General features: G+C 66.0%; 11 protein-coding genes and 2 tRNA genes. 4 read left to right on the top strand and 9 right to left on the bottom strand.

The features are described 5' to 3' along the window. Positions 1 to 118: 118 nt before the first annotated feature. Positions 119 to 195: transfer RNA gene (locus QRN25_RS24260), tRNA-Asp, on the bottom strand. 178 nt (positions 196 to 373) lie between these two features. Here QRN25_RS24260 and QRN25_RS24255 point away from each other — a divergent pair. Beyond that, positions 374 to 835 (top strand): hypothetical protein, encoded by a 462-nt coding sequence (locus QRN25_RS24255; protein WP_285021946.1) that lies wholly within the window; start codon positions 374 to 376, stop codon positions 833 to 835. A gap of 128 nt (positions 836 to 963) precedes the next feature. On the opposite strand, the gene QRN25_RS24250 is transcribed toward QRN25_RS24255, so the two are convergent. The 5 genes from QRN25_RS24250 to thyA form a co-directional block, all read right to left on the bottom strand. After that, complete coding sequence (locus QRN25_RS24250) at positions 964 to 1,542, bottom strand: YdeI/OmpD-associated family protein (RefSeq protein ID WP_285021945.1); 579 nt, start codon at positions 1,540 to 1,542, stop codon at positions 964 to 966. 10 nt (positions 1,543 to 1,552) lie between these two features. Then, entirely contained in the window at positions 1,553 to 2,896 is a 1,344-nt protein-coding gene (locus QRN25_RS24245; protein ID WP_285021944.1) for a dihydrolipoamide acetyltransferase family protein, read from the bottom strand. 5 nt (positions 2,897 to 2,901) lie between these two features. Beyond that, a complete protein-coding gene (locus QRN25_RS24240) occupies positions 2,902 to 3,954 on the bottom strand; it encodes an alpha-ketoacid dehydrogenase subunit beta (protein WP_285021943.1) in 1,053 nt (350 codons plus the stop codon). After that, positions 3,951 to 5,261: a 3-methyl-2-oxobutanoate dehydrogenase (2-methylpropanoyl-transferring) subunit alpha gene (locus QRN25_RS24235; RefSeq protein ID WP_285021942.1), complete on the bottom strand. Its 1,311-nt coding sequence runs from the start codon at positions 5,259 to 5,261 to the stop codon at positions 3,951 to 3,953. Before QRN25_RS24235 ends, QRN25_RS24240 begins: the two co-directional genes overlap by 4 nt. Before the next feature lie 104 nt (positions 5,262 to 5,365). Beyond that, the gene (thyA, locus tag QRN25_RS24230; RefSeq protein ID WP_285021941.1) at positions 5,366 to 6,322 is read right to left on the bottom strand and encodes a thymidylate synthase; all 957 of its coding nucleotides are present in this window, start codon (positions 6,320 to 6,322) and stop codon (positions 5,366 to 5,368) included. Between the two features lie 179 nt (positions 6,323 to 6,501). Here thyA and QRN25_RS24225 point away from each other — a divergent pair. Next, a tRNA-Pro gene (locus tag QRN25_RS24225) sits at positions 6,502 to 6,578 on the top strand. Positions 6,579 to 6,645: 67 nt separating this feature from the next. On the opposite strand, the gene QRN25_RS24220 is transcribed toward QRN25_RS24225, so the two are convergent. Next, positions 6,646 to 7,401 carry a FadR/GntR family transcriptional regulator gene (locus tag QRN25_RS24220; RefSeq protein WP_285021939.1) on the bottom strand — a complete coding sequence of 252 codons (756 nt, stop codon included), beginning with the start codon at positions 7,399 to 7,401 and terminating at the stop codon, positions 6,646 to 6,648. Between the two features lie 120 nt (positions 7,402 to 7,521). Then, positions 7,522 to 9,579: an ATP-dependent DNA helicase RecG gene (gene recG, locus QRN25_RS24215; RefSeq protein WP_285021937.1), complete on the bottom strand. Its 2,058-nt coding sequence runs from the start codon at positions 9,577 to 9,579 to the stop codon at positions 7,522 to 7,524. A 103-nt stretch (positions 9,580 to 9,682) separates the two neighbouring features. On the opposite strand from recG, the gene QRN25_RS24210 reads away from it, so the two are divergent. Beyond that, positions 9,683 to 10,105: a baeRF12 domain-containing protein gene (locus QRN25_RS24210; protein WP_008832325.1), complete on the top strand. Its 423-nt coding sequence runs from the start codon at positions 9,683 to 9,685 to the stop codon at positions 10,103 to 10,105. A gap of 45 nt (positions 10,106 to 10,150) precedes the next feature. Continuing rightward, entirely contained in the window at positions 10,151 to 10,423 is a 273-nt protein-coding gene (locus QRN25_RS24205) for an FAD assembly factor SdhE (RefSeq protein WP_285021936.1), read from the top strand. A gap of 141 nt (positions 10,424 to 10,564) precedes the next feature. On the opposite strand, the gene QRN25_RS24200 is transcribed toward QRN25_RS24205, so the two are convergent. Continuing rightward, entirely contained in the window at positions 10,565 to 11,299 is a 735-nt protein-coding gene (locus QRN25_RS24200; RefSeq protein WP_271181036.1) for an SDR family oxidoreductase, read from the bottom strand. Between the last annotated feature and the right edge of the window lie 106 nt (positions 11,300 to 11,405).

The following is an 11,405-nucleotide window of genomic DNA, read 5'->3' as shown; positions in this document are numbered from 1 at the left end:
CCCGCGACCTCCGGCGTGACAGGCCGGCACTCTAACCAACTGAGCTACACCCGCGCAGCAATGTATATGAGGTTTTTAGACTACCTCAAGTCGCTGGATTACCAGCATTTTTCCCAAGTGGCGCGAGTGACGGGGCTCGAACCCGCGACCTCCGGCGTGACAGGCCGGCACTCTAACCAACTGAGCTACACCCGCGTTCTTGCGGTTGCGTCCGCTTGGGAGCGCCGCCACTAGGCCAGCCTCGCAGGGCTGTCAACGGCTTTGCGGAAGGCTTTTTCATTTTTTCGCCGCGAGAGGATTTTAACCATATTTTCGCGAGTGGCGCCGCAGTCTTGCGCCGGGGCCGCACTGGGCGGCCGGGGGAGAATCGCCCATGATTACAGCCAAGCGCATCCTCTGCACGCTATCCCTGACGGCCGCCGCCTTCACCGGCAGCACTCTTTCCGCCGAGGCCCGCAGCACCAGCGCAGTCGCGACCGACAGCGCCGTCTTCGTGGAACGTGTCGATGCGCTCAACGGGCGCAGGCTGGAACCTGCCATGATGCTCACACGCGGGGACCGGGTCGTGACCGTAGTGACGTGGCGGCGCATGCGCGGCACCGGCGGCTTCGTCCTGACCAACCCCCTGCCCGCCCGTCTCGCCTACCAGCGCAGCGCCAGCGACATGCAGGAAGTGTCGGTCGATGGCGGTCGCTCGTGGGGCCGTCTGGAGGCGATGCGCGTCGACGGACGCCAAGCGACGCCCGAGGACGTCACGCATGTGCGCTGGCGCATCCCCGCGAGCTACGCGGCGCTCGGTCAGGGACGCATCGCTTATGCGGGCGTGGTGCGGTAAAGGCGACGATCGAACCGTCGTCCCGGACTTGATCCGGGACCGCTGGCGGCCTTTAGGCGAGAGCCCGGATGAGCGCAGCAAGGTGGGCTGTTCACGGCCAGCGGTCCCGGATCAAGTCCGGGACGACGTCAGCACTTTTCGTATTTCCAGTTCCGCTTCTTACCCTCGGCGATCCACTCAACCGCCTGAGCCATGCGCTTCTCGCGCGTCGCGGCGGTCTTCGCCTCGGTGATCCATTCGAGATAGTCGCGCCGTACCGAAGGCGAGAACGCTTCGTAATGCGCCCTTGCGGCAGGAACCCCGTCCAGCGCCACCGCGAAGTCATCCGGCATGGCGATTTCGGGCTTGGGCTTGCGGGCCTTTTTCACCGCCGTGCCTTTGGTTTGCACCCGACCACGCGCGGCCTGCAGCTTGTGTGCAAGCTCGGCTTCGTCCGGCAGGTCAGCAATCGCGGTGATGCGCCCGAACTGCCCCATTGCATCGCCCTGACGCCCATCTCCGTGAATGACGAAAGTACAGTGCGCCTTGAACGCCGCCATCCCGGCGACGTTCTTTGCGTTCACGAGAAAGTGCGGCATCCCCCACTTGATCGCCTCTTCGGCATCGGGGAGCGCGCGGTGAGCCAGTTCACGCAGATGTTCGAGGATCGGGCGGGCGAAATCCGCGGCTTTGGCGATATACTCGTCTACGCGCGGATCCCTGCCCATCTGCCCTCTCCTACCCCGCGAGGATCAGCGCCGGGGCCTCGATCAGTTTCCTGAGGTCCTGCGCGAAGCTCGCCGCATCCCAGCCATCTACCACACGGTGATCGCAGCTCATCGAGATATTCATGAGCTTGCGCTTCTCGATGCGCTCGATGCCGTCGGCGCCCTTCACGAACATCGGCCGCTCGACGATGCGGTTGGGGCCGATGATGGCGACTTCGGGGCGGTTGATGACAGGCGTGGTCGCCACCCCGCCCATCGGACCAAGCGACGTCAGGGTGATCGTCGAGCCCGAAAGCTCCGACGACTTCGCCGAGCCATCGCGCGCGGCGTTGGCGAGACGGGTGATCTCCGCCGCCAGCTGCCACAGATTGCGGTCCTGCGCATCGCGGATCACCGGGACCATCAGGCCGCCCGGGGTCTGCGCCGCCATGCCCAGATGCACCGAGCCGTAGCGCGTCACCACGCCTGCCTCGTCGTCGTAATGGGCATTGAGCATCGGGTACTTCGGCAGCAGCTTGCAGATCGCCGTGATCAGGAACGGCAGCATCGTCAGCTTCGGCCTGTCCCCGCGCCCGGCATTGAGTTGCGCGCGCGTCTCCTCCAGCGCGGTGACATCGTACTCCTCGACATAGGCGAAGTGCGGGATGTTGCGCTTGGAGGCGGCCATGTTCTCCGCGATGCGGCGGCGCAGGCCGATGACACGGACCTGCTCATCCTTGCCCTTCATGCCTGCGGGCTGGAAGCCGCCGCTGGCGTTGTAGGAAAGGAAGGCGTCGAGGTCGCTATGGCGCACGCGGCCATCCTCGGCGGGGCGCACTTCGCCAAGGTCGATGCCGAGATCACGGGCACGCTGGCGCACGGCGGGGCTGGCGAGAACCTTGGCGTGAGGGGCGGGCTTTGTCGCGGGCGTGGGCGCGCGGGCTTCGACAGGCTCAGCCTGAGCGGGTGTGGGAGTCGGAAGAGGCTCTGCAACCACCTCCGCTCGCGCTGAGCTTGTCGAAGCACCAGCCACCACCTTCTCAACATCGCCCGCATCCGGCGTCTCGACTTCGATCCGCGCCTCGACCACCTCGGCCTTCGGAGCAGGAGCACGCCCCTCCTCGTTCCCCGCGCCTTCGATCTCGATCACCACCAGCGGCGAGCCGATGGCAATCACGTCGCCCGCCTCGCCCGCCACTTCGACCACGGTGCCCGAGACCGGGCTTTCCATCTCGACGGTGGCCTTGTCGGTCATCATGTCGGCAAGGCGGCCGTCTTCCTCGACGGTATCGCCGACCTTGACGTGCCAGGCGACGATCTCGGCCTCGGCGATGCCTTCCCCGATGTCGGGCAGGCGGAAAATGTAGCGTCCCATCCCTTTTATTCCTTCATGAGCCGATCGACCGCCTCGCCGATGCGGACGGGACCGGGGAAATAGGCCCACTCGAGGCTGTGCGGATACGGCGTGTCGAAGCCGGTAACGCGCTCGACGGGGGCTTCGAGGTGATAGAAGCAGCGCTCCTGCACCAGCGTCACCAGTTCGGCGCCGAAGCCGGACGTGCGGGTCGCCTCGTGTATCACCAGGCATTTCCCCGTCTTCTCCACCGACTTTTCCACAGTCGCCATGTCGAGCGGGACGAGCGTGCGCAAGTCGATGATCTCGGCATCGATGCCCTTCTCGGCCAGCACCGCCTCGGCGACGTGAACCATGGTGCCGTAGGACACCACCGTCAGCGCCGCCCCTTCGCGCACGATACGCGCCTTGCCGAGCGGGATCTTGAAGTAGCCCTCCGGCACCAGGCTGCCGGGATGCCCCTTCCACGTCCGCGAGGGTTTGTCGTAATAGCCGTCGAACGGGCCGTTGTAGATGCGCTTGGGCTCGAAGAAGATGACCGGGTCATTGTCCTCGATCGCCGCGATCAGCAGGCCCTTGGCATCGTGTGGAGTCGCCGGGATCACCGTCTTGAGGCCCGCGACGTGCGTGAACATCGCCTCCGGGCTCTGGCTGTGCGTCTGGCCACCGAAAATACCACCACCGAAGGGCGAGCGGATGGTGATCGGCGAGGTGAACTCGCCCGCCGAACGATAGCGCATGCGCGCCGCCTCGGAGACGAGCTGGTCGAGGCCGGGATAGATGTAGTCCGCGAACTGGATCTCCGGCACCGGGCGCAGGCCGTAAGCCGCCATGCCGACCGCCGCGCCGACGATCCCGCATTCGTTGATCGGCGAATCGAACACGCGGTTGCGGCCGTACTTCTTCTGCAGACCGGCGGTAGCGCGGAACACACCGCCGAAATAGCCGACGTCCTCGCCCAGAATGACGATGTCGGGATCGCGGGCCATCATGATGTCGAGCGCGTCGTTGATCGCCTCGATCATGTTCATCGAGCGGGTCGGCGCGTCATGGAGGCTCAACGCATTCTCTTCGGTCATGCGCCTTCTCCCTTCCATTCGGGCCATTTGATCTCACGCTCGCGGATGGCCTGCGCGGCCTGCTCCTCGAGGTGCCAGGGCAGTTCCTCGAAGACGTCCTCGAACATGGTGTGGAACGGATGGTGCAACCCGTGGCCGAGGACGCCGTTCTTCTCGGCCTCCTTGGTCGCCACCTTCACCTGCTCGACCAGTTCGCGGTCCATCGCCTCCTGCTGCGCCTCCGACCACTCGCCAAGGGCGATGAGGTGCTTCTTGAGGCGCATGATCGGATCGCCGAGCGGCCATTCCTCGCGCTCCTGCGCGGAGCGATAGGCGCTGGGATCGTCGGAGGTGGAGTGCCCCTCGGCGCGGTACGTGAAGTGCTCGATCAGGGTCGGCCCCTGATTGGCGCGGGCACGGTCAGCGGCCCAGCGCGTGGCGGCATAGACCGCCAGCGCATCGTTGCCGTCCACCCGCAGCCCGGCAATGCCGTAGCCGGCCGCGCGCGCCGCGAAAGTCGTGCGCTCGGCCCCGGCAAACCCCGAGAAGCTGGAGATCGCCCACTGGTTGTTGACGACGTTCAGCACCACCGGCGCGTTGTAGACCGCAGCGAACGTCATCGCCGCGTGGAAGTCGCCCTCGGCGCTCGATCCCTCGCCGACGAAGGCGGTGGCGATGCGGGTATCGCCCTTGATCGCGCTGGCCATCGCCCAGCCCACCGCCTGCGGGTACTGCGTGGCGAGGTTGCCCGAGATGGAGAAGAACCCGTAATCCTTGGCCGAGTACATGACCGGCAACTGGCGGCCCTTCAGCTTGTCCGCGCGGTTGGAGTAGATCTGGTTGACCATCTCCACCAGCGGATACCCGCGCGAGATCAGGATGCCCTGCTGGCGATAGGTCGGGAACACCATGTCGTCATGCGCGAGCGCATGGGCATGGGCGACCGAGATCGCCTCCTCGCCGGTGCACTTCATGTAGAAGCTGGTCTTGCCCTGCCGCTGCCCGCGGTACATCCGGTCGTCGAAGGCGCGGGTCAGTGCCATCGTGCGCAGCATCCGCCGCAGCGTCTCGGCATCGAGGCCCGGGTTCCAGGGGCCGACCGCGCGATCTTCTTCATCGAGGACGCGAATCATGTCGGTGGTCATCGGCCAGGTTTCGCTGGCCGGGCAATTCTCGTCAGGGCGCCCCAGTTGTCCTGCAGGCGGCACCGGGAGATGCGAATAGTCGACGACGTCGCCGGGCCGGTATCGAGGCTCGGGTACGTAGAGTTCCAGCGGCGGGAGATTCCCGCGCGCCCTTCCCGTATCTGGTGCCGTTTTTTCGGCCATTTCAATGCTCTCCCGCCAAGGTCGGGCCGTCGGAACCCGCCGCGCAACAGGCGAAGCAAAATTCCACGGTTAAGTCATATTATTTCAAACCTTGGTAATGTCAATTACACCGCAACCGGCGCGGCGATATGCGCCTGCGGGGCATATCCGGCGACTTCGAAGTCCTCGATCCGGTAGTCGAAGATCGAATCGGGACGCCGGAGAATCGCCATCGTCGCCTCGCCTTCCGGCTCGCGCGAGAGCTGTTCTTCGACCAGCGCCGCATGATTGAGGTACAAGTGGACATCACCACCGGTCCAAACGGCCTCACCCGGCTCGAGGTTGCATTGCTGCGCCATCATCCGCGTCAGCAGGGCCAGCGACCACATGTTGAAGGCGAAGCCGAGGCCGAGGTCGCAGCTGCGCTGATAGAGCAGGCATGAGAGCCGCCCGTCCGCGACATGGAACTGGTAGGTCTTGTGGCAGGGCGGCAGCGCCATCGAATCGAGTTCGGCGACGTTCCATCCCTCGATGATATGGCGGCGGCTACCTGGATTTTTGCGCAGGCTCTCGACCACCTGCGCCACCTGGTTGATGCCGGGACCGCGCCGGAACAGACCCTCGCCGACCGGCTCGTACGTGTCCCAGTCCACCCACTGCTTGCCGTAGACCGGACCGAGATCGCCCCAGGCCTCGGCGAACACCTCGTCCGCCACGATTCGCGCGGAGAAGTCCTTGCGACTGATCTCCTCGCCCGTTTCGCGTCGATAGCGGTCGAGCGGCCAGTCGGTCCAGATTTCCACCCCCTGCGCGCAGAGCGACCGGATATTGGTGTTGCCGGTGAGGAACCACAGCATCTCGCGCGTGGCGGTCTTCCAGTAGACGCGCTTGGTGGTCAGCAGCGGCATCGCCCCGCCCGAGAGGTCGAACCGGATCGTCGCGCCGAAGACCGAGCGCGTGCCCACGCCCGTACGATCGAGCCGCTCGTCGCCCTGCTCCCAGATGCGGCGCATGAGGTCGAGGTATTGCCATTCCCAATGCGGGGTTGCGGTGGAGGCGGTGCAAAGCGCGGTCGTGGTCATGGCATCAGACTATCCGCCCGCGCGCGCCGGCGAAAGCACCCGCGCGCGATGCTCCCCAGCGCAATCAGCCACCATTTTCACAAGGTTGAAGTTTTTGCCGAAAAGCCCCTTGCCACCCCCGGAAGTGCCCTATATAGGCGCCCTCCTGCCCGGGGCGGTCTTCGGATTGCCCCTCCGGTCGGGGAATAGCTCAGCCTGGTAGAGCACTGTCTTCGGGAGGCAGGGGCCGGAGGTTCGAATCCTCTTTCCCCGACCACTTTATACGAGAACGGCGTGTCGCAAGACGCGCCGTTCGTCGTTTCAGGCTCCCACTTTTACACGCCTCAGCGCGAAAAATAGCGCGAGCGCATTTCCGCCACCCTCGCCCGCGCATCCGCGACGGCGCGTTCCTCGATCGCCATCAACACGTGTTCGATCGAGCCCTCCAGATGCATCCGCACCGCCGCTCGCGCCCGCACGGGGTCGCGCGCCTTCAGGGCGGCGAGAATCTCCACGTGTTGCTGCAGACTGTAGCGGTAGTTGCGGCTACGGGCTTCCTCCAGCATCCGGCGACATTCCGTCGAGCGCGAGCGCATATCCCACAAGTCGCGCACGCTGCGCTCCACCGCGAGGTTGCGGGTGGCATGGGCCATGGTCATGTGGAAATCGGTCAGCCCCGCCTGCCAGTCCTCGAACGAGCCGTCCTCCCGGCGCATCGCGGCGACGGCGCTGTCCAGCCGCGCCAGTTCCTCGTCGGTGATGTTGGCGGCGGCGAGCGAGGCGGCTTCGCCCTCGAAGATCAGCCTCGCCTGCACCAGTTCCATCGGCGTCACCTCGGTCGGGGAGCGGGGCTCGTCCTCCGGCAGCCGCAGGACATAGGCCCCCGACCCGATGCGAACCTCCACCACGCCCATGACCTCCAGCGCCAGCAGCGCCTCGCGCACGACGGGGCGACTGACGCCCATGGTGAGCGACAAGTCCCGCTCGGCCGGCATGCGCGCGCCGACCGGATGGCGGCCGGCGCGAATCTCGTCGATCAATCGCGCCGCAACCTTGCGATAGAGGCGCGGCGACGGCGATTCGTCCTGTGCACGGTCCAACGCTATCCCTCCCTGCGGTCCGACCGGTTGTTCCGGTTTCGCAAGATCTGTCTTACCAGTCTGCCGTGTGTGAGAACAAGCCGTGCTCCGCCATGGGCAAGGCACGTTACCGCTGCAGGCTCAGCCCGAGCGCAGCAGCTGCACGCCCCAGTCGCGCTCGAACAGATAGAGCAGCAGCCGCGCCGCCTCTCCGCGCGGACCGGCAAGGCCGCCATCGCGCTCGATCAGCAAGCGCGCGTCATCGTGCGCAAGCGGCAGCAGCTTGGTGATCTGTTCGAGGCTGGCGATGCGGAACGGCGTGTCGCCCGACTGCCGCGTGCCAAGCAGTTCGCCGCCGCCGCGCAGTTGCAGATCCTCCTCGGCAAGCCGGAAGCCGTCCTGCGTCTCGCGCATCAGGGCGAGGCGCTGGCGGCCGGTTTCGGACAACTGGTTGCCGCGCAGCAGCAGGCAGGTGGACTTTCCCGAACCGCGCCCGACGCGCCCGCGCAGTTGGTGCAGCTGGGCAAGGCCGAAGCGCTCGGCCTGTTCGATCACCATCAGCGTGGAATTGGGCACGTCGACTCCGACCTCGATCACCGTGGTCGCGACCAGCAGCTTGGCCTCGCCCCGGGCGAAGCGTTCCATCGCCGCGTCCTTGACCTCGGGCCGCAGCTGGCCGTGGACCAGTGCCACGGTATCGCCGAAGCGCTCCTTGAGCGCTGCATAACGCGCCTCGGCGGCGGCAAGGTCGTCGGTCTCGCTCTCGTTGACCATCGGGCAGACCCAGTAGGCCTGCTGACCTGATTCGATGTGGCGCGTCAGGGCGCCGACGACGTCGTCCATGCGCTCCACCGCGACGACGCGGGTATCGATCGCCTGACGGCCCGGCGGCAGTTCGTCGAGTTTGGAGACTTCCATCTCGCCGTACTGCGCCAAGGTCAGCGTGCGCGGGATGGGGGTCGCGGTCATCGCCAGGGTATGCGGCGCGCGGCGGCCCTTGCGCGCCAGCATCAGCCGCTGGCCGACGCCGAAGCGGTGCTGCTCGTCGATCACCACCAGCGCAAGGTTCTTGTACGCGACGCTGTCCTGGAAGATCGCGTGAGTGCCGACGACGATCTGGATCGCGCCGCCCAAAAGGCCCATCAGGATCGCCTCGCGGGCCTTGCCCTTGTCTCGCCCCGTCAGCAGCGCGATCTCGACGCCTGTGCCCCGCAGCATGCGCGACAGCGTCTCGTAATGCTGGCGAGCGAGGATTTCGGTCGGCGCCAGCAACGCGGCTTGCGCGCCCGCCTCCACCGCGATCAGCATCGAGGACAGCGCCACCACCGTCTTGCCCGAACCCACGTCGCCCTGCAGCAGCCGCAGCATCGGCGAAGGCTGCGCAAGATCGCCCTCGATCTCGCCGATCGAGCGGGCCTGTGCCCCGGTCAGCGCGAACGGCAGCTTGAGCTTGACCCGCAGCGAGCCATCGCCGACCAGCGGCGTGCCGCGCTGCGAGCGGTTGCTTTCGCGCACCAGCATCAGCGCCAGCGCATTGGCGAAGAGTTCGTCATAGGCCAGCCGGTCGCGCGCGGGGCCGTTGACGCCGCGATGCGCCTCGGTCAGCGCCTCGCGCCAGAGCGGCCAGCCGGTCTTGGCGGTGAGGCTGGGCTCGATCCATTCGGGAAGCTCGGGTAGCGCTTTCAGCGCCTGCGCCACCAGCGAGGCCGCGCGGCCCTGCGTCAGCCCTTCGGACAGGGGATAGACCGCCTCGCACAACTGCCCGATCGGCGCGGACGAATCCTCGGACACATGTTCGGGATGCACGATCTGGAGCATCTGGCCGTACTGGTCGATCCGCCCCGCCACCCAGCGCGTCTCGCCGACCGGCAGTTGCTTCTTGCCGGTGTAGGAGGCGCGGCCGAAATATGTGACGGTGCAGATGTTGCCCGCCGCGTCCTCGGCGATCACGCGGAACGGGCCGCGTCCGCTGGGCGAGCGGTGTTCGCGAACGGTAAGCGCGACTATGACGTTCTCGCCCACGCCCGCTTCGTCGAGGTTGGTGATCGCGCGCCGCTCCACGAAGCGGTCGGGCAAGTGATACGCGAGGTCCCTGATCCGGGTAAGCCCCAGCTTTTCCAGCGGCTTGCGCAGCTTGGGACCGACGCCTTCGAGCGCCTCGACTTCGACGAACAGGGAATTGAGAGCTTCAGGCCGCATGACGAGCGCCTCTTAGCGCGAGTGGGGACCGTTTCGCCAGAGCGGGCGGAACCTTGTCCGTCATCGTGCGGTTGGCCCCCCTGTAACAATGAAGGAGAAGCCCATGCTCTTGCCGAACGGAACCGTGTTCGCGATCGTCGACGGAGAGAACTTCGAACTCTATCGCAACACGGGGGCGGAAGCCGAACCCCGACTGGCGGCGATGGACGTACCCGAACTGGAGGCGACCAACTTCAGCGCCGGCGCCCGCCGTCTCGACGGCCCTACCCGCCATCAGGCCCGCACCGGGGACGGCAGTAACGATGCGCTCGACGAAAGCGCCCACGTCGCGGCGGTGACGGGATGGCTGAACAGCCAGGTGCTCTCGCGCGAAATCGACCAGCTGGTGGTTGTGGCCGATCCGCGCTCGCTGGGCGAGATGCGCAGGCATTACCACAAGCAGCTCAAGGACGTATTGGTGGCCGAGGTGCCCAAGAACCTCGCCGGCCGTCCCGCTCAGGAGATTACGCGCATCCTGCATGGCTGATGCGCGAACTTGCTCATGCCCGCGCCGCATTGTAACGGCGCGGGCATGAGCGAACTTTCACCCCGCCTCGCCCGCCTCAAGTTCCGCGCCTGGCATCGCGGCACGCGCGAGGCCGACTACATGATCGGCTGCTTCTTCGACCGCTTCCACGCCGAATGGTCGGATGAGGACATCACCCTGTTCGAGACCATCATCGAAGAGGAAGATGTCGACATCATGGGCTGGGCGCTCGGTACGATGTCCGTGCCCGAGGAATATCGCGGCCCGATGATCGAGCGGATGATGAAGCTCGATTACGTCGAGATTCCGAGGGACTGATCGGAACAATCCGGCTTCGATGGTCTCAAAGCCACCCCAATTCGTCATTGCGAGCGCAGCGAAGCAATCCAGGGCAGTATGAGGCTGCCCTGGATTGCTTCGCTGCGCTCGCAATGACGACTGAAGTGAGGCCGTCGGACTTTACAGCCCGCCCAGCAGGTGCCCGCCATCGACCGGGATCACCACCCCGGTCATGTAGCGCGAGGCATCCGAGCACAGCAGCATGAGCGGCCCGTCGAGATCCTCGAAATTGCCGAAGCGCCGCTGCGGAATGCGCTTCGCCATCGCATCGCCCAGCGTACTGGAGAGGAAATCGCGGTTCATGTCCGTGGCGAAATAACCCGGCGCCAGTGCATTCACGCGGATACCGTAGCGCGCCAGTTCCAGCGCCATCTGTTTGGTCATCTGCACCACGCCCGCCTTGCTCATAGCATAGACCGCTAGTTGCCCGCCTTGCGCGAGCCCTAAGATCGACGCGATGTTGACGATCGCCCCGCCCTCACCGCGATCGCGCATGCCCCTCGCGACTTCGGTAGCGACGAGAAAGGCGCCGCGCAGGTTGGCGTTCATGATGTGGTCGTAGTCCTCCACCGTCGCATCGAGCACCGGCTGGGCGCTGGATACGCCCGCGTTGTTGACCAGCACGTCGATGGCGCCTGCCTGCCCGGCGGCCTCGCGGATGCTGGCAGGATCGGTGACGTCGAGGGATACGCAGGTGGCATCGCCGATCTCGGCGGCCAGTTCCTCCAGCGCATCCATGCGCCGGGCCGCGAGCACGACATGGGCACCGGCGACGCTCAGCACCTGCGCAAAATGGCGGCCGAGGCCGCTGGATGCGCCGGTTATCAGTACGCGCTTGCCTTCGAGGGTGGTCATGATGCTCTCCATTTCTCGCAGCTACCGTTCGTCATTGCGAGCGTAGCGCAGCAATCCAGGGCCAGCGTAACACTGCCCTGGATTGCTGCGCTACGCTCGCAATGAC

Source organism: Novosphingobium sp. fls2-241-R2A-195 (genome assembly GCF_030209485.1).
Lineage (GTDB): Bacteria > Pseudomonadota > Alphaproteobacteria > Sphingomonadales > Sphingomonadaceae > Novosphingobium > Novosphingobium resinovorum.
Note: the sequence above shows the minus strand (reverse complement) of the source record. Positions and strands in the feature narration are given on the sequence as shown.